The organism is Paraburkholderia phymatum, assembly GCF_040965635.1.
In the GTDB taxonomy this organism is placed as follows: Bacteria; Pseudomonadota; Gammaproteobacteria; order Burkholderiales; family Burkholderiaceae; genus Paraburkholderia; species Paraburkholderia phymatum_B.
In genome coordinates, this window is record NZ_JBFRCH010000015.1 from 71,235 (window position 1) to 89,898 (window position 18,664).

Annotated in this window: 12 protein-coding genes; 7 read left to right on the plus strand and 5 right to left on the minus strand. The window is 65.3% G+C overall.

What is annotated here, in order from left to right; genetic code table 11:
* Nucleotides 1-31: 31 nt before the first annotated feature.
* The 4 genes from thrC to moaE all read left to right on the plus strand — a co-directional run bounded on the left by thrC (nucleotide 32) and on the right by moaE (nucleotide 3,783).
* Nucleotides 32-1,483 carry a threonine synthase gene (gene thrC, locus AB4Y32_RS23725; RefSeq protein ID WP_368723675.1) on the plus strand — a complete coding sequence of 484 codons (1,452 nt, stop codon included), beginning with the start codon at nucleotides 32-34 and terminating at the stop codon, nucleotides 1,481-1,483.
* Between the two features lie 237 nt (nucleotides 1,484-1,720).
* Nucleotides 1,721-2,977: a molybdopterin-binding protein gene (locus AB4Y32_RS23730; protein ID WP_368723753.1), complete on the plus strand. Its 1,257-nt coding sequence runs from the start codon at nucleotides 1,721-1,723 to the stop codon at nucleotides 2,975-2,977.
* Between the two features lie 29 nt (nucleotides 2,978-3,006).
* Nucleotides 3,007-3,264 carry a molybdopterin converting factor subunit 1 gene (gene moaD / locus AB4Y32_RS23735; protein ID WP_368723676.1) on the plus strand — a complete coding sequence of 86 codons (258 nt, stop codon included), beginning with the start codon at nucleotides 3,007-3,009 and terminating at the stop codon, nucleotides 3,262-3,264.
* A gap of 42 nt (nucleotides 3,265-3,306) precedes the next feature.
* A complete protein-coding gene (gene moaE, locus AB4Y32_RS23740) occupies nucleotides 3,307-3,783 on the plus strand; it encodes a molybdopterin synthase catalytic subunit MoaE (protein ID WP_368723677.1) in 477 nt (158 codons plus the stop codon).
* Nucleotides 3,784-3,795: 12 nt separating this feature from the next.
* On the opposite strand, the gene AB4Y32_RS23745 is transcribed toward moaE, so the two are convergent.
* Nucleotides 3,796-4,356: a group III truncated hemoglobin gene (locus AB4Y32_RS23745; RefSeq protein WP_368723678.1), complete on the minus strand. Its 561-nt coding sequence runs from the start codon at nucleotides 4,354-4,356 to the stop codon at nucleotides 3,796-3,798.
* Nucleotides 4,357-4,614: 258 nt separating this feature from the next.
* Here AB4Y32_RS23745 and AB4Y32_RS23750 point away from each other — a divergent pair, with 258 nt between their 5' ends.
* Together AB4Y32_RS23750 and clpB are read left to right on the plus strand one after the other, a co-directional pair.
* Nucleotides 4,615-5,118, plus strand: coding sequence for an Rrf2 family transcriptional regulator (locus AB4Y32_RS23750; RefSeq protein WP_368723679.1), 504 nt, complete (start codon nucleotides 4,615-4,617; stop codon nucleotides 5,116-5,118).
* Nucleotides 5,119-5,409: 291 nt separating this feature from the next.
* Complete coding sequence (gene clpB / locus AB4Y32_RS23755) at nucleotides 5,410-8,007, plus strand: ATP-dependent chaperone ClpB (protein WP_368723680.1); 2,598 nt, start codon at nucleotides 5,410-5,412, stop codon at nucleotides 8,005-8,007.
* A gap of 164 nt (nucleotides 8,008-8,171) precedes the next feature.
* On the opposite strand, the gene AB4Y32_RS23760 is transcribed toward clpB, so the two are convergent.
* The 4 genes from AB4Y32_RS23760 to AB4Y32_RS23775 all read right to left on the minus strand — a co-directional run bounded on the left by AB4Y32_RS23760 (nucleotide 8,172) and on the right by AB4Y32_RS23775 (nucleotide 18,083).
* Nucleotides 8,172-8,618, minus strand: a complete 447-nt coding sequence (locus AB4Y32_RS23760) for a YidB family protein (RefSeq protein ID WP_368723681.1) — start codon at nucleotides 8,616-8,618, stop codon at nucleotides 8,172-8,174.
* 176 nt (nucleotides 8,619-8,794) lie between these two features.
* Nucleotides 8,795-9,343 carry a ComEA family DNA-binding protein gene (locus AB4Y32_RS23765; protein WP_368723682.1) on the minus strand — a complete coding sequence of 183 codons (549 nt, stop codon included), beginning with the start codon at nucleotides 9,341-9,343 and terminating at the stop codon, nucleotides 8,795-8,797.
* Nucleotides 9,344-9,523: 180 nt separating this feature from the next.
* Nucleotides 9,524-11,989, minus strand: a complete 2,466-nt coding sequence (gene pbpC / locus AB4Y32_RS23770) for a penicillin-binding protein 1C (RefSeq protein WP_439899833.1) — start codon at nucleotides 11,987-11,989, stop codon at nucleotides 9,524-9,526.
* 16 nt (nucleotides 11,990-12,005) lie between these two features.
* Nucleotides 12,006-18,083, minus strand: coding sequence for an alpha-2-macroglobulin (locus tag AB4Y32_RS23775; protein WP_368723684.1), 6,078 nt, complete (start codon nucleotides 18,081-18,083; stop codon nucleotides 12,006-12,008).
* Between AB4Y32_RS23775 and AB4Y32_RS23780 the strand changes: the two genes are divergently transcribed.
* Nucleotides 18,067-18,657: a MerR family transcriptional regulator gene (locus tag AB4Y32_RS23780; protein ID WP_439899834.1), complete on the plus strand. Its 591-nt coding sequence runs from the start codon at nucleotides 18,067-18,069 to the stop codon at nucleotides 18,655-18,657. The genes AB4Y32_RS23775 and AB4Y32_RS23780 overlap by 17 nt on opposite strands.
* Nucleotides 18,658-18,664: the final 7 nt, after the last annotated feature.

Sequence of the window (18,664 nt, forward strand, 5' to 3'; positions counted from 1 at the left end):
ACGACACGAACACTCGCAACGAGGCAAGCTCATGAACTACATTTCCACGCGCGGCGCCGGCATCGGCGAGCGCCACACGTTCTCCGACATCCTGCTCGGCGGTCTCGCGAAGGATGGCGGCCTGTATCTGCCGGGCGACTATCCGCAGGTGTCGGCGGATGAACTCGCGCGCTGGCGCGCGCTGCCGTATGCCGATCTCGCGTTCGAGATCCTGCGCAAGTTCAGCGACGACGTTCCCGCCGAAGACCTGCGCGAACTGACGCGCCGCACGTACACCGCGCAGGTGTACTGCAACGTCCGCGACGAAGAGAACGCCGCGCAGATCACGCCGCTGAAGACGCTCGGCGTCGAAGAGGGCACGCCGCTGTCGCTGCTCGAACTGTCGAACGGTCCGACGCTCGCGTTCAAGGACATGGCGATGCAGCTGCTCGGCAATCTGTTCGAGTACACGCTTGCAAAGCACGGCGAAACGCTGAACATTCTCGGCGCGACGTCGGGCGATACGGGCAGCGCCGCCGAATACGCGATGCGCGGCAAGAAGGGCATTCGCGTGTTCATGCTGTCGCCGCACAAGAAGATGAGCGCGTTCCAGACGGCGCAGATGTACAGCCTGCAAGATCCGAACATCTTCAACATCGCGATCGACGGCGTGTTCGACGATTGCCAGGACATCGTCAAGGCCGTGTCGAACGATCACGCGTTCAAGGCGCAGCAGAAGATCGGCACGGTCAATTCGATCAACTGGGCGCGTGTCGTCGCGCAGGTCGTGTACTACTTCAAGGGCTACTTCGCGGCAACGAAGCACAATGACGAACGCGTGTCGTTCACGGTGCCGTCGGGCAACTTCGGCAACGTGTGCGCGGGGCACATCGCGCGCATGATGGGCCTGCCCATCGAAAAGCTCGTCGTCGCGACGAACGAGAACGACGTGCTCGACGAATTCTTCCGCACGGGCATTTACCGCGTGCGCAAGTCGTCGGAGACGTATCACACGAGCAGCCCGAGCATGGACATCTCGAAGGCGTCGAATTTCGAGCGCTTCGTGTTCGATCTGCTCGGACGCGATCCGAAGCGCGTGCTGCAACTGTTCCGCGACGTCGAAGAAAAAGGCGGCTTCGATCTGCAGTCGAGCGGCGATTTCGCGCGCGTGCAGGAGTTCGGCTTCGTGTCGGGGCGCAGCAGTCACGACGACCGCGTCGAGACGATCCGCGACGTGTTCCAGCGTTACGACATCATGATCGACACGCACACGGCCGACGGCGTGAAGGTCGCGCGCGAGCACCTGCAGGCGGGCATTCCGATGATCGTGCTGGAGACGGCGCAGCCGATCAAGTTCGGCGAGACGATCCGCGAGGCGCTGGAGCGCGAGCCGGAGCGTCCGGCTGCGTTCAGCGGGCTCGAAGATTTGCCGCAGCGCTTCGAGGTGCTGCCGAACGACGCGCAGCGCGTGAAGGACTTCGTCGCGGCGCATACGAAGACTTGAACAAGCGGTCACTGCGATCACAGCAGAGCCGCGCAAACGGCGCACGTTCTCGGACGTGCGCCGTTTTGTTTTGCGGCGCGCGTCGATCTGCGCAACCATCGGTAGCGCCAGGATAAAAGCGCCCAGCAACGCGACGCGGCTGCGCCCGCTACAATGATTGTTTTCGAATCGCTTCATTTCCGATCGATGCCCACACCTACGCCTCCGACGCCTCCGCAATCCGCGCCGCGCGCGCCGATGCTGTCGACGGCCGACGCGCTCGCGACGCTGCTCGGCGCCGCCGTGCAGATCGACGGCACCGAAACGCTGCCGACACTCGACGCGATCAACCGCGTGCTGGCCGCCGACGTGATCTCGCCACTCGACGTTCCGCCGATGAACACGAGCGCGATGGACGGCTATGCGGTGCGTGTCGCTGAGTTGTCGCAAGGCGAGCGGCGCCTGCCCATCTCTCAGCGCATTCCGGCGGGCCATGCGCCGCAGCCGCTGGCGGAAGGCACGGCGGCGCGCATCTTCACGGGCGCGACGGTGCCGCGCGGCGCCGACGCGATCGTGATGCAGGAGCAAACCGAACCAACCGGCGACGAAGTGGCGATCCTGCACACGCCGAAAGCGGGCGAATGGATCACGCAGCAGGGCGCCGACATCCGCAAGGGCGCGACGATCCTGCCCGCCGGCACGCGGCTCACGCCGCAGGCGCTGGGTCTTGCGGCGTCCGTTGGATGCGCGAATCTCGAGGTCGTGCGCCGCGTGAAAGTCGCCGTGTTCTTCACGGGCGACGAACTGACGATGCCCGGCGAGCCGCTCAAGCCCGGCGCGATCTACAACTCGAACCGCTTCACGCTGACGGGCCTGCTGCAGAAGCTCGGCTGTGAAGTCACCGATTTCGGCATCGTTCCCGACAAGCTCGACGCGACGCGGAAAACGTTGCGCGAGGCAGCGCAGGCGCACGATCTGATCCTGACGTGCGGCGGCGTGTCGGTAGGCGAGGAAGATCACGTGAAGCCCGCCGTCGAGGCCGAAGGGCGCCTTTCCATGTGGCAGATCGCGATGAAGCCGGGCAAGCCGCTCGCGTTCGGCGCGATTCGCCGTGCGTCGACGCAGGGTGAAGGCGCGGCAGCGGGTGCATCGGGTGCACCGGGCGCGACGAACGAAACGTTCTTCATCGGCCTGCCGGGCAATCCCGTGTCGACGTTCGTCACGTTCCTGCTGTTCGTGCGCCCGTTCCTGCTGCGCCTCGCGGGCGTGCGGATCGTGACGCCGCGCGCACTGTCGCTGCGCGCCGACTTCACGCAGCAAAAGGGCGACCGCCGCAACGAGTTCCTGCGCGCGCGCGTGAACGCCGCGGGCGGCCTCGATCTGTTCCCGAACCAGAGTTCGGCGGTGCTGACGTCGACGGTCTGGGGCGACGGCCTGATCGACAATCCGCCGAATCATGTGATCAGCGCCGGCGAGACCGTGCGCTTCATCCCGTTTTCCGAACTGCTGAACTGAGCGCGGCCGTTATCGGGCCGCTACCGAGAATGAAGATCCAGTTGAAATATTTTGCGAGCGTGCGCGAAGCGCTCGGCCGGTCGGACGAATCCGTGGACGTGCCCGAAGGCATCGCGACGCTCGGCGACGTGCGCGCCTGGCTGCGCGTGCGCGGCGGCGTGTGGGCCGAGACGCTCGCGGAAGGCCGCGCGCTGCGCATGGCCTGCAACCACGTGATGACGGACGCGGGCACGCGCGTCACCGAAGGCTGCGAAGTCGCGTTCTTTCCGCCCGTCACGGGCGGCTGAATCGGGCCATGGAATCAGGCCAATGAGGCGGGAGGACGGACGATGACGGTCCGCGTTCAGACAGAAGACTTCGACCTGACGACGGAAGTCGCCGCGTTGCGCGCGCAGAACCCGAAGGTCGGCGCGGTGGCGTGCTTCGTCGGCACGGTGCGCGACATCAACGAGGGCGAAGCAGTCGAGACAATGGAGCTCGAACACTATCCGGGCATGACGGAGAAGTCGCTCGAAGCGATCGTCGACGCCGCTCGCGCGCGCTGGCCGGGCACCGATGTGCTGATCGTGCACCGCGTCGGCAAGCTGATGCCGCTCGATCAGATCGTGCTGGTCGCGACGACGTCGAAGCATCGCGCGAACGCATTCGCGTCGTGCGAATTCGTGATGGACTACCTTAAGACCCAGGCGCCGTTCTGGAAGAAGGAAAAGACGGAAAGCGGCGAGCGCTGGGTCGATGCGCGCGTGACCGACGACGAAGCGCTCGGGCGATGGGGGCTGAAGTCGGCTAACTCGAAGGCGGATTGAGCGAAGAACTGCTCAATCGTCGTCGCGCGATTTGCCGATGATTTTCGCCGGAAACGGCTCGCCGCGCGGCCGCGCATGTTCTGCCTCGTGCTCTTCGCGCGGGCGACGGCGCGGCGCGATGCGCTCCAGCAACGCCTGCTGTTCGGCGGGAATCTGATAGTCCCAGCCGAAGCGGCTCAACTGCAAGCTCTGTGCGATACGCAGCGCCGGCTCCATGAAGCGCACGGCGGCGGCCGGTTCATAGCGCGGCTCGACGGTATCGAGGAACAGATAAAGCCAGTGGCTGAAGTGCCGCGGCTCGACGCCGGCGAGCGGCATGTGCGCCTGCTGCACGTTGCCGCGATATTGCTTCGCGCCCAGTACGAGCGATCCCCAGAACACGCACATCTTCGGCAGATGCTCGTCCCAGCGGCCCGCCAGCTTCTCTTCGAACACGGGACCGAGCAGCGCGTCGGCGCGCACGCGATCATAGAACGCGTAGACCAGCTCGCGAACGTTCTCTTCGTCCGGTTCGGCGTAGCGCGTGGCGAGACGTTCGGCAGCGGAAATAGTGGAAGAAATTTCGGACTTCATGGCTGAAATAAGTGAGACGCGGCAAGCGCTCCGACACCAAAGCGGACGCGAGCCCCGTCGCAAACGTTGGGCGCGCTCATCTAAAGTCAGAAAAAGTGCGCTTCAAACGAAAGTTAGCGTTTATAGTTACGCGAAATAACGAGATAAACGCGCCAATAAGATGTGGTTTATACGCATGTTATTGCGCGCTGCAGTACCGGCGTTTATGGGTGTGTCGTGAACATTCCGCACGTCATCCCCGTTGCGACTTGCCTTTCAATGAGACTGACAGACTATACCGATTACTCGCTGCGCGTGCTGCTCTACCTCGCAGTTCGTCCCGAAGGACTGGCGACGATCCAGGATATTTCGGACGCGTACGGCATATCGAAGAATCATCTGATGAAGGTGGTTCAGCGGCTTGCGGAACTCGGCTGGGTTGAGACCGTGCGCGGGCGCAACGGCGGTCTGCGTCTGTTCGAGCATTCGTCGGCGCTGACCATCGGCGAAGTGGTGCGCGCAGCCGAGAGCGACTTCACGCTGGTCAGCTGCTTCAACGGCAGCGATCCGGGCGCCCATCGCGAATGTGTCATTCAGTCGCAATGCCGGCTGAAGGGCGTGCTCGAAGCGGCGCGCACAGCGTTTTTCCGCGAGCTCGATGGCTTTACGATCCGCGATATCGCCGAGCCGGCATCGCCGCTGATGTCGCTGCTCGGGCTCAAGCCATCGGCCACCGTCGTGCCGATCATGCCTATCACGCCCGTCGTCCCGACGGGGACCTGAGCGAGCCGCACGATCGGTCGCCTGTGCGGCCGTCGATCGTGGCCGCATTCTGCGCGTCTGAACGGCTTTCGGACATGCTCGCGCCCGTTCGCCGGTGCGTGCTGCGAGCCGTGCCTGCCATCTCCCGCCGTCGCTTTCCGCGTGTTGTACACGGGGCTAAACTGCGCTGTGTCCCGTGCCGGACGCGGCAACGCGCCCGTTGCGCGAATTCTCTCTCCCTGATGCAAAAAAGCGCTTGAAACCTGCCTAAAACGCCTCATTTTGGTGGTAATCGAAATTGGAGGTCTCTTGATGAGAATCGACAAACTCACCACTAAATTCCAGGAAGCGCTGGCCGATGCGCAAAGCCTTGCCGTCGGCCATGACAATCAGTACATCGAGCCCGTTCACCTCCTCGCCGCCCTCGTCGCGCAACAGGACGGCTCGGCGCGTTCACTGCTGTCGCGCGCCGGCGTCCACGTCCAGGCGCTGCAAACCGCGCTGAGCGACGCAATCACGCGTTTGCCGCAAGTGCGGGGCACGGACGGCAACGTGCAGATCGGCCGCGACCTCACGGGCCTGTTGAACCAGGCCGACAAGGAAGCGCAGAAGCTCAACGACACCTACATCGCGAGCGAAATGTTCCTGCTGGCCGTCGCCGACGACAAGGGCGATGCCGGGCGTCTCGCGCGCGAGCATGGCCTGTCGCGCAAGTCGCTGGAAGCGGCCATCGTCGCCGTGCGTGGCGGCTCGCAGGTGCACAGCCAGGATGCCGAAAGCCAGCGCGAAGCGTTGAAGAAATACACGATCGACCTGACCGAGCGCGCCCGCGCAGGCAAGCTCGATCCCGTCATCGGCCGTGACGACGAAATCCGCCGTTCGATTCAGATCCTCCAACGCCGGACCAAGAACAATCCGGTGCTGATCGGCGAGCCGGGCGTCGGCAAGACGGCGATCGTCGAAGGTCTCGCGCAGCGCATCGTCAACGGCGAAGTGCCGGAGACGCTCAAGGGCAAGCGCGTGCTGTCGCTCGACATGGCCGCGCTGCTCGCGGGCGCGAAATACCGCGGCGAATTCGAAGAGCGTCTGAAGGCCGTGCTGAACGACATCGCGAAGGACGAAGGGCAGACCATCGTCTTCATCGACGAGATTCACACGATGGTCGGCGCGGGCAAGGCCGAAGGCGCGATGGATGCGGGCAACATGCTGAAGCCGGCGCTTTCGCGCGGCGAGTTGCATTGCGTCGGCGCGACCACGCTCGACGAATATCGCAAGTACATCGAAAAGGATGCCGCGCTGGAGCGCCGCTTCCAGAAAGTGCTCGTCGACGAACCGACGGTCGAAGCGACCATCGCGATCCTGCGCGGCCTGCAGGAGCGCTATGAACTGCATCACGGCGTCGACATCACCGATCCGGCCATCGTCGCGGCGGCGGAACTGTCGCATCGCTACATCACGGACCGCTTCCTGCCGGACAAGGCGATCGACCTGATCGACGAAGCGGCGTCGAAGATCAAGATGGAAATCGACTCGAAGCCCGAGGAGATGGACAGGCTCGACCGCCGCCGCATCCAGTTGAAGATCGAGCGCGAAGCCGTCAAGAAGGAGAAGGACGAAGCGTCGCAGAAGCGCCTGCAACTGATCGAGGAAGAAATCGAGCGGCTCGACCGCGAATATTCGGACCTCGAAGAAATCTGGACAGCGGAAAAAGCGGCCGTGCAGGGCAGCGCGCAACTGAAGGAAGAGATCGAGAAGACGCGCGCGGAAATTACGCGTCTGCAACGCGAGGGCAAGCTCGAAAAGGTCGCCGAACTGCAGTACGGCAAGCTGCCGCAACTCGAAGCGCAACTGAAGCAGGTCACGCAGGCCGAGGCGCAGGAGCAGAACAATCCGACGCGTCCGCGGCTGCTGCGCACGCAGGTCGGCGCGGAAGAAATCGCGGAAGTCGTGTCGCGCGCGACGGGCATTCCCGTGTCGCGCATGATGCAGGGCGAGCGCGAGAAGCTGCTGCAGATCGAAACGAAGCTGCATGAGCGCGTGGTCGGCCAGAACGAAGCGATCAGCGCCGTCGCCGATGCGATCCGCCGTTCGCGCGCCGGGCTCTCGGACCCGAACCGTCCGTATGGCTCGTTCCTGTTTCTGGGACCGACGGGCGTCGGCAAGACGGAGCTGTGCAAGGCGCTCGCGGCCTTCCTGTTCGACGCGGAAGATCATCTGATCCGCATCGACATGAGCGAGTTCATGGAGAAGCACAGCGTCGCGCGTCTGATCGGCGCGCCGCCGGGCTATGTCGGCTACGAAGAAGGCGGGTATCTGACGGAAGCGGTGCGCCGCAAGCCGTACAGCGTGATCCTGCTGGACGAGATCGAGAAGGCGCACCCGGATGTGTTCAACGTGCTGCTGCAGGTGCTCGACGACGGCCGCATGACGGATGGCCAGGGCCGCACCGTGGACTTCAAGAACACGGTGATCGTGATGACGTCGAACCTCGGCTCGCAGGTGATCCAGGCGATGGTCGGCGAGTCGCAGGAAGCCGTGAAGGATGCCGTCTGGGAAGAAGTGAAGCTGCACTTCCGGCCGGAGTTCCTGAACCGGATCGACGACGTCGTCGTGTTCCATGCGCTTGGCCGCGACAACATCCAGTCGATCGCGAAGATCCAGCTGGAGCGCGTGCACGAGCGGCTCGCGAAGCTCGACATGCAACTGGTCGTGTCGGATGCGGCGCTGGAGTTGATCGGCAAGGTCGGCTACGACCCGCTGTTCGGCGCGCGGCCTTTGAAGCGCGCGATCCAGCAGGAGATCGAGAACCCGGTCGCGAAGCTGATTCTGGCCGGCAAGTTCGGGCCGAAGGACGTGATCCCCGTCGAGGTGGAGAACGGCAAGCTCGTGTTCGAGCGGGTGGTGCACTGAGCTGCACAGCGACGGATGCGCCGACAACCGGCGTATCCACTCGCGATCAGAAGCAAAAAAGCAAAAAGGCAACGAAGCGATTCGTTGCCTTTTTGTTTTTGTGCGCGGCGCTTCAGGCGCTACGCATATCGAAGCAATGCGGAAACAAAGATGAAGTAACGCGTTCAGGCGTTCTTGTTGCCGCCGAACAGACCCGCCAGCGCGCCCAGCGAGCCGAGTGCGCCCGCGAGGCCGCCCGCGTCGACCTTGCCGTCGGCGGGCACTTCGCCGTTCGGCGTCGCGGCGTTGACGACGTGCGGCAGCACTTGCGACAGCAGCCCCGTCACCGCCGACGGATCGACGCCGGCCTTCGATGCGATGTTCGTCACGGCTTCCGAGCCGAGCACATTATGCAGTGCGTCGGCGGCGATCGGCTGGTTCTCGCCGTTGCTGACCCATGAGTTGATGATGTCGCCCGCGCCGTTCTGCTGGAAGCGCTGGATCAGCCCGTTCAGGCCGCCCGGCTGGTTGTTGATGAATTCGAGTGCAGCGGCGATCAGCGCCTGCTGGCCGCCGCCTTCGGGCGTATTGCCGCCGCCGAGCATGGAACCGAGGGTGTCGAGTAGGCTCATGACGATCTCTCTCTGTAGAGGCCGGCGCGACGCCCGTGAAAGCGTGCGCCGACGGGTAACGAAACGCCGCGCGAGCGCGGCACCGACAGTCTTGACAGACGTAGACGTTTGACAGACGTAGACGTGAAGCAGTGAGGCCATTGGACGCGCAGCGAAGCGCGTCCCGATTCGAGCCCTTATACGCCCGACGCAGCGGACGCGGCCTTGCTCTTCTTCGATTTCTTCGACTTCGAGGCGGTCGTATCCGACGCCATTGCCGGCGCGGATGCTGCCGTAGCAGCAGGCGCCGATGACGCAGCGGCTTCCGCCTTGCTCTTCTTCTTCGACTTCGAGGCCTTCGTGCCCGATGCGGCTTCGGCAGGCGCGGAAGGCGGGGTTTGCGCAGTGGTTGCGGGCGCCGCCGCCGGCTTCGACGTCGTCGCTGCGGGCTTGGAGGTTGCGCCCGTCGGCGGCGTGGATGAGCCGTTGATCGTCAGGCCCGCGGCTTCGAGGTTCTTCACCGACTTCTCGCCGATGCCCTTGACGCGATTCGCGAGGTCGTCGGCATCCTTGAACGGGCCATTTTTCGTGCGTTCGTCGATGATCGCTTTCGCATGGACGGGGCCGATGCCCTTGACCGATTCGAGCGCCGCCTGGTCGGCGGTATTGACTTCGACGGCGGACGCGAATCCCGCCGACAACGACAGCATCAGCACGGCGCAAAGCATTAACAGCTTTTTCAACATGGCAATCACTCCATTGAGGGCAAACAGGTAGCCGGAACGGACGACGCTTTCACGCTAGCAAGCACTGCGTTCAAGCATAGAACATTTACTGTTCTCTTTCGCCGAACGGCGCGCGACGTTGCGTGAAACGGCCGATTTATACCGGTGTGTCCGTGACAACACAATCGGGCCGCACCAAATTTAAAGCTTTTGCCCAGTCGCGGGGCTGGCATCGTGTACGGATGTCAGGGGAGTTTGATGGGGGATCTGGCTGGACCGGGGGCTCGCGGTTTTCTGAGCCGTCGTGCCCGCTTTGGTCGTGCCCGCTTTCGTCGCGCCTGTTTTCGCCGGGCCATGCGCCGTCGCGCCGCGCACTTCGAAACGTACGGAGTCGGCGCTCGATCCATCCGCGTCGACGAGTTCCAGCACGTGACGCCCAGGCCAGGGCAGCCACAGCACGCGTTCGTCGTGGCCGAGCGACCGGCCGTCGAGACGCCACGTGCTGTTCGCGGACGAACCGCCCGCACGCTCGAACACGATGCGCTGTCGCGCGGCGGGGATGTCGGGGTCGAGCGCGAAGAGCGTGCCGTCTGTCGGCGAACCGATGCGCGGCGCTCCGTTCGATGGCGACACGCCGGCATCGTTCGACGCTCGCACGAGCGCCGCTGAACGCGGCGTCCGCGCCATGGCACGCGCGTTGTCCGCATTGCTCGCATTCGCCGCGAGTCCGATAACGGCCGTTTGCGTCCCGCTCACGAACCATTCGTTGCGCGCGGGCTCGATGTTCTGGTCGAAGGTCACGCGCGTCTGCACGACGCCCGCTGGCGCGCGCGGCTCGACGCTCGGCACGCGCCGATGCAGATAGCCAACGATGGCCGCCCAGATCGGCGCGGCGCCCGTCACGCCGGACACGTCCCACATCGGCTGTCCGTCGGCATTGCCGACCCACACGCCGACCGTATAGCGCGACGTGTAGCCGACCGTCCAGTTGTCGCGCATGTCCTTGCTGGTGCCCGTCTTGACGGCGGAAAAGAAGCGCGTCGCCAGCGGACTGTCGAAGCCGAACGTGCGCGTGCGCGCGTTGTTGTCCGACAGCACGGTCGTGATGATGTAGCTCGCATCGGCGGTGAAGACGCGTTGATTCGCGGCGGGCTCGCGCAGGGTCGAAGCGGGCGCATGGCGCGGCACGTCGTACGTCGGCGAGGCGACTCCGCCGTTGGCGAGCGCGCGATACGCATTGGTCAGCGACAGCAGCGTCACGTCGGCGCTGCCGAGCGCGAGCGAATAGCCGTAGTAGTCGCCGCTTTGCGAAAGCGGCAGGCCGAGCGCGGTGAGCGTTTTCGCGAAGCGATGCGGCGTGACCATCACGAGCGTGCGCACGGCGGGCACGTTCAGCGACGAGCCGAGCGCCGTGCGCACGCTCACCCAGCCCTTGAAGTCCTTGTCGTAGTTTTGCGGAATATAGAGTCCGCCGCCCGCCGCGAGATCGAGCGGCGCATCGTCGAGCAGCGAGGCAGTGGTGAGCCGCCGTTCGTCGATGGCCTGAGCGTAGAGAAACGGCTTGAGCGTCGAGCCCGCCTGGCGGCGCGCGAGCACGGCATCGACATCGCGCGCGCCCGACAGTCCACCCGACGATCCGACCCACGCGAGCACTTCGCCCGTCGCGTTATCGAGCACGACGACGGCGCCGTCGTGCACATTGCGCGGATGCGCGGGCGCGTTGAGCTCGACGAGCGTGCGCGTGAGCGTGTCGCTGGCGAAGCGCTGGAGCTTCGCATCGAGCGTGCTCGTGACGCGCGCGCCCGCCGCCGGATGCGTTTCACTCGCGATGCGTCGCGCGAAATGCGGCGCGAGCACGGGCGCATCGGGCGACACCGACAGCAGCGCGGGAGCAGGGCGCGCAAACGCGAGCTGCACGAAGCTAGCGAGATTCGCGCAGCGCTCGGGCGCCTTCATGTCGCGCAGAATGCGGCACGCACGATCGCTGACCTTCGTGTACGACGCATTCGGCGAGCGGACCAGCGCGGCGGCAACTGCGGCTTCGCGTTCGTCGAGGCCGGATGGCGCCTTGCCGAACAGCGTGATCGACAGCGCGGACAATCCGACCGTCTCGCCGCGCAACGGCACGAGATTCAGATACGCCTCGAGAATCTGGTCCTTGCGCCACGTGCGTTCGAGCCACAGCGCGCTCACGGCCTGGCTCGCCTTCTGCGTGATCGAGCGTTGTCCGGAGCGCTGCGGGTCGTCGTTGAGCAGACCCGTGAGCTGCATCGTGACCGTCGATGCGCCGCGCGTGCGCGTGTTCCACAGGTTCGCCCATGCGGCCGCCGCCGCGCCGCGCCAGTCGACGCCGCTGTGCTCGTAAAAGCGCTTGTCCTCCGATACGACGATCGCTTCGCGCAGCGCGGGCGACACATCCGCGAGCGCGACCCAGTCGCCGCGCCGCTCGGTGTTGTCGATGCGCGTGCGCTGCAACGGCTCGCCGTCGCGCGACAGCAGCAGCCAGTCGGAGCTGCGCCATTGCGTATGGACATCGTCGAACGTCGGCAGCGCACGCGCGGCGAGCGGCGTGGCGATCAGCAGCGCGCATAGCGCGATGTGCGCGGACGCTATGCGCCACCGCCCGTTCAGCGGGTGATTGCGGCTCATCGCGTTCGTGCCGTTCATCTTCATGCGCTCCTCGTCACTTCGCGGCCGACTCGGGCTTCACGACGACGGGCGCATTCGGCAGCACGCCGAACGTCGACGGCGCATAGAGCGCTTCGGCGCGCGTCGGCGGCAGGCCGAACGTGCCGACGTTGTTCAGCCGGATCGTGTACTCGACCGAGAATTTGCCCTTCGGCACATAGTCGTAGTACGCGCGATACCCGTCGAAGCCGCGCTCGACGAACGACGGCCACGCATAGCCCTTCGACTTTTCGCCTTGCGTCGCCGCTTCCGAATCGCGGCCCAGACCCGAGCCGAGGATCGTCGCGCCCGAGGGCACAGGGTCATTGACGACGACCCAGGTCATGTCCGTCTGCGCGTCGATGTCGAGATGCACGCGCACGATATCGCCGCGCGTGTTCACGCCCTTGACGGCGGGGTCGATCGGCGTGACCGTCTTCGTGATCCTGTAGCCCGCGGTGAACGGCGCTTTCAGTGCGACGGCGGCGAGGCTTTCGATCGTCGCCCACGGCTTGCCGTTGCCGTCGTGCGTGAGCGTCAGCGGGACGGGCGCGTTGCGAGCCCCGAGTGGCCACGGCAGCAACTGGCTGCGCACGTCAGTCGGCTTCATCACAGCCGTCTTTGTCACGGCCGTTGCGGACGCATCGTTCATAGCAGCGGAAGCGGGCTGGCTCCATGAGATGACCTTGTCCGTCGCGCCGAGTTGCAGCTTCGTCTGCCCCGTCACGGGCGCGCTCTCGAAGGCCTGCGAGAAACGCTGCACGGCAATCGAGCCCCACAGGTTCGCCGTCGTCGTCTGCCATGCGCCGTTCTTCTGCAACGCGAGCAGACCCGCCACGAGACGTGGCATCTCGTCCTTCCATGCGGGCGTCTCGACGAACATGAGAGCGGTGCGCGCGGCGTTCGTTTCGGTGCCCGTCATCAGCCACCAGAGGTCGTCGTTATCGGCTGTCGAGAAGGTGAGGCGCGTGCCCTGGTACGTGAGCCGCGAACGGATGATCTGCTCGGTTTGCGCGAGCTTTTCTTCACGTCGGGGAATGTCCTTCACGCGCGACAGCACCGCGTAGTAGTCGAGCACCGCCGACGTCGGCCACTGGTTCGGCGCGATCTCGATCGAGCCGAGCATGCCGGAGCGCGCCGCGCCATGACGCGACAAGGCTTCGAGCGCGGCGAGCTTGCGCAGGTCGAGATCCTTGCGCGGCGCCCAGACATCGCGCGCGAGCCGGCCTTCGACGAAATTCGCGAGCCCGCCTTCGAGCTTCGCGCGAATGTCGTCGGGCAACGCGAAACGCGGATCGAGCTTCGCGGCTTCGTCGGTGACGGAGAGCAGATAGGCAGTGAGCGCCGTGCTGCCCGTGTTGCCGCTGTCGTCGGCGGGCGGGAAGTAGTTCGCTAGGCCGTCCTTGTCCAGATAGACGGGCATGCGCGCGACGACGGCCTGCCAGCGCACCGGATCACGCAAGCCGAGTGCGACGGACGTCTGCTGTTCGAGGCAGCTATACGGATAGCGCTCGAACCAGCGGCGCACGCCGGGCATGCCGTCGGCGAGCTTCGATTGCAGTGACACCGCGATGCCGCCGCGCAGCGCGCCCGCTTGCGACATTGTCGCGTCGGGCGGCGCGGCGACGGGCAGCGAGAACGAGCCGTCGATTTGCGTGAGCGTGGCCTGCTGAACGGTGACAGGGATGGCTGCCGTCACGCGCTGCGTGGCTTTCAGCGCGTCCGCTGCGTACGGCGCGCCTTGCTCCGCAGCGCCGACGCTCCACGCGAGCGCAGCGGGCGATGCTTCGGACAGGCCATCGGGCGGCGTCACCGTCCACGCGACTTCGCGCGCCGAATCCGCTGGGACGTCGACGGTTTGCGGCTGCAACGACAGCCCCGGCACGTTCGGCGTCACGGCGACTTTCATTGCGCGCGTCGTCGTGTTGCGCACGGTGAATAGCGCTCGGAACTGATCGCCTTCGCGCACGAGGGGAGGCAGGCCGGAGATCAGCTGCAGATCCTGCGTGCTGCGAATCGACGTGCTGCCTGTGCCGAACTGGCCGTCGCCGACAGCCGCAATCGCGACGATGCGAAAGCTCGTCAGCGAATCGTTGAGCGGCACGTCGACGAAGGCTTCGCCGTTGGCGTCGAGCGTCACGCGCGGATTCCACAGCAGCAGCGTGTCGAACAGCTCGCGCTGTGCGCTGTGTCCGCCGCCGCCGCCCGCGGGCACCGCCTTGCGTCCGAAGTGACGGCGGCCGACGATCTCCATCTGCGCGGTCGCCGTTTCGACGCCGTAGGCGCGCCGTTGCAGCATCGCGTCGAGCACGTCCCAGCTGTTGTTCGACATCAGTTCGAGCAGCGCTTCATCGACGGCCGCGACGGCGATCCGCGTGCCTGCAGGCGCGGGCTTGCCGCCCGGCATCTGCACGCGCAGCTTCACGTGCGCCTTGCCGCGCACGGTGTACGACTTCGCGTTGGGGGTTACCGTCACAGCGAGCCTGTGCGCCGCCGTGCCGACCTTGATTTCGGCGAGACCATAGCGGAACGCGGGCTTCGACAGATCGACGAGCGGCGTCGGCGCTTCGTAGTAGCGGCCTTCGTACCAGAACGCGCGCGCCCATTCGAGGGGCGCCTTCCAGCCCCACGTGAAGAACGAATACCACGGCACTTCGCGAATGCGCCCGCGCAGCGCGAGCACGGACACATACACGTTGGGCCCCCACGTTTCGTTCACTTTCAGCTCGACGGTCGGGTCCTTGCCGTCCAGCTTCACGACATGTGTTTCGACGATGCCTTCGCGTTCGACGGCCACCAGCGCCGTCGCGAAACGGAACGGCATGCGCACCTGGAAGCGCGCCGTCTCACCCGGCTCGTAAGCCGTCTTTTCGGGCAGCACGTCGATGCGGTCGGTGTTTTCGCTGCCGAACCACAGGTCCTCTTCGCGCGTAACCCAGACGGAGGTCGCCGCCGTCGACAGATTGCCGTCGCCGTCCTTCGCCGTCACGACGAGATCGACGTTGCCCGCTTCCTTGAGCTTCGCGTCGCAGTTCATCAGTCCGTGGTCGTCGCTCTTGCCGCTGCACAGCGTGCCGAGGTCTTTTGTTTCCGTGTGGTTGTCGTAGGCGTAGAAGCCGCCGACCATGCGCTTTCTCGACGTGATCGTGATGCGCGCGATGCCGCGCACTTCGAGCGGCACGCCCGCGCGCGGCTTGCCTTGCAGATCGACGGCGAGCGCCTTCACAGGCACAGTGCTTCCCACCGACACCCATTGCCCCGATTTCACGCCCGCGACGACGGCGGCGGGCCACAACGTCGCATCGCCGCTGATCGTCTGCACTTCGCCGTTCGGATCGGCGAAGGTGGCTTCGAGCGCCAGGCGCTTCGGCGCATCGACATGCGGCAGGTTCTTCAGCGTCAGGCTGCCTGCACCGTTGCGGTCGAGTGTGACGGGTTCCTTGTCGGCGATCAGCTTCGATGTGTCGTCATCGGATTGCGGCTCGCTTCCTTCGTCATCCGAAGATGACGATTCGCTGCTCTCGTTGTGCTTCCTGTACGGCGCGAAGCTGAATTCCGGATACGTGCCGGCGAACGCGGGCGTCGTGTTCTTCATCAGCGCCGATACCTGCACGGGCAAACCCGACGCGCCGCCGCCCGACATATAGTCGATCTGCAATGCGAGCGGCGCTTCCTTCGCGGCGACGAGCGGATGAGTCTTTGCATCGCGCACGGCGATCGTGCCTTTGAACACGGGCAGGCGGAATTCCTCGACGCGAAAGCTGCCGGATGGATAGCTGTGGCGCGGCGAACCGGCGTCGTTGGCTTCGCTGTCGTCGTTGCCTTCAGCCGTGCTTTCGTCGGAGGTCGTGGCGGCATCGCCGTCGTCGAGCGATACGCTGTATTCGCCGAGCTTGGCCGCTGCGGGAATCGCGAACGTCGAATCGGCCGTGTGATCGGCGGTCCATTTGAGCGGCATGTGCCAAGTCTGTCCGCTGCCGAGATGACGGATCGTCACGCGCACCGGATACGCGTTCGGGAACGCGAGGCCGTGCATCGTCTCGACGCGGATCATGTGCTTCATCGATACCGTTTCGCCCGCGCGCAGCAGCGTCCGGTCGAACACGGTACGCGCGCGTACGGTCTGTTCGACGCTCGTATCCGTCGGCACGTTGAAGCGCCACGCTTCGATGCCCCGGTTCCAGTCGGAGCGAACGAACGCCATGTCGTGACCCGTCTTCGGATCGTCGATGCGCGCGGACACGAAGAAGCCTTCGAAACCCTCTTCCTTGCACTCGCGGCGCGAAGCCAGCGACTGGCTGATCGTCAGCACGCCGTGCGCATCGGTCTTGCCCGACGCGACTTCGTCGCCGTTGCAGTCGCTCACGTGCACGTCCGCGTTCGGCACGGGCTGGCCCTTGTCGAGCGTCGTCACCCACACGACGCTGTTCTCGCGGCCCTGCTTGAAGTGCACGCCGAGATTCGTGACGAGCACGGCCGTGCGCACGTACATCGGCGCGTGCTTGCCGAGCAGCGAAGCGCCCAGCGCGGGCGACGCGAGTTCGATCACATAGAAGCCGGGCTTCGTCACCGGCACGCCGACCACTTCGAACGGACGCAGCGTTTTCGGTTCGGCCTTCGGCAGCGCGAGTGTCTCGACCTTCGGCTGGCCGGCGAGCAACGATAGCGAGCGCACGTCGATCAGCGGATTCTTGCGGTCTTCGGCCGGGTCCGCGTCTTGGGCCTTGCGCGGCACGATCACGGGATGCGGATTGTGCGCGAGCAGTTGCGGCATCTGCTGATCGATCGACTGGCGATCCATCATGAAGCCGTCGAAGCGGTCGACGTTGCGCATCCAGCGCCGGATGTCGCTATCGGCATCGACGCGCAGCTTCGTGAATTGCGCGTTGCCCGCGTTGAGCCCGGCGATATGCAGACCGGCCTCGACGTTGCGCAGCGTGACGGGCACGAGCGCAGGCATGTCGGGTTCCGCGAAGCGCTCGATGATGCCGAACGTGCCCGACGAAAACTTCGCGAGCGGCGGCAGCGGGGCGGTGTTTGTCTTGAGCGGAAACAGGTCCGCGTTGGTCAGCGCGCGGCCGCTTGCGTCCTTCAGATTCGACGGAACCTCGATGGTCAGCTCGGCGCGCTCGGGCAGCGGCGCGGCGAATTCGACAGCGGTGGTTTGCGGGTCTTTGTCGTCGGCGGAGAACGATGGCTTGATCTCACCGTTCGGCCCCTTGAGGCGGATCTTTTCGGCATCGGCGCGCAGGATGGGCGCATTGAACTGCACGCGCAGCGGGCGCAACGGCGTGCAGGGCGCCTTCGCGTTCTCGCGCTCGCAGCTGAAGCTCGCGGCGAACGGCTCGCGCACGGTGAAGTCGAAGCGCCGCTCGACGTCGTTGACGATACCGCTCGGGCTCGCGACGCCCTTGCCGTAGACGAGCTGCGCTTTCACGCCCGACGGCAGCGTCTGCTGACATTGCAGCGTCAGCACGCGCGCCGCTTTTTTTTGCAGCCTGAAGCGCTTGAGCAGCGCCGTGCGCGTGGCGGCATCGACGTTCCGGACGGGAATGCGGTTGCCGAGTCCGCTCGATTCGCACCATACGTTCTGACTTACGGAGGCCTCCGTTGCCGGTCCATTCAGGCGGACGACAAAGGCCTGGTCTTCTTCGATTTCGCCGCCGTACGGCTCGATGCTCTTCACGAACGGGCCGCCCGTTTCGAACGCGTAATGTCGCGGACCCGTCAGCGCATGGCCCGCCGAAGATTTCAACCCGTCGTTCAGATCGACGGAACAAGCGACCCCTGGCGGCAGATCGGCGGCGAAATCCCAGGCCCAGGTCTTGTCGTCGATCCAGCGCGGCTGGCCGGCGCTCGCGGACGCGTCGCTGCACTTGATGCGCGCGGGCGCGGGCAGATTCGGCGCGCCGAATGGGACCATCGATTCGTCGAACTTGACGACGACCTGGCGCACCTGCGCGACCTTGCCTTGCGGCGAAACCTGCGTGATGCGGGCTGCATCGGCGCGCCATGCGAGCGTGGCCAGAAGACCGAGCGTCACAGCCGTCGCGGCTGCCCCTATCCATTGACGTTTGATGGTGCCGCTTTGCATCGACTGCGCTCCCGGTTTCATTTTTCTTTCGGACTACCGCCCGCCGATTCTAGCCGATGGACTCGTCGTCACAGCCGGGATGCGCTGTAGGATTTGGTTGAACTTTGTCGGTCAACAGTTCGTGCTTGACTTAGAGTTCACTCGAAGTACTAACCTGAGTTCCGTCATGTCGAAAGCTCTCACCATCGGTCAGGTCGCCGCGACGAGCGGCGTCTCCGCGCATACGCTGCGCTACTACGAGCAGGCGGGGTTGTTGCGCCCCGTCGGCCGAACGGACGCGGGTCATCGTCTTTATTCGCCCGCCGATCTCGATTGGCTGCGCTTCGTGATGCGCCTGAAAGCGACGGGGATGCCGATCGCGGGCATGCAGGCGTTCGCCGCGCTGCGCGCCGAAGGCGATGCGACGATCGGCGCGCGGCGTGAGATGCTGATCGAGCATCGCGAAGCCGTGCTGGCGCGCATCGTGGAGCTGCAGACCAATCTCGCCGCGATCACCGACAAGATCGCGGTCTATGAGGCGGCCGAGCGTGAGGCGGGATCGGCAGGACAAATCGGAAACGCACGACTTGATTGAGGACTTG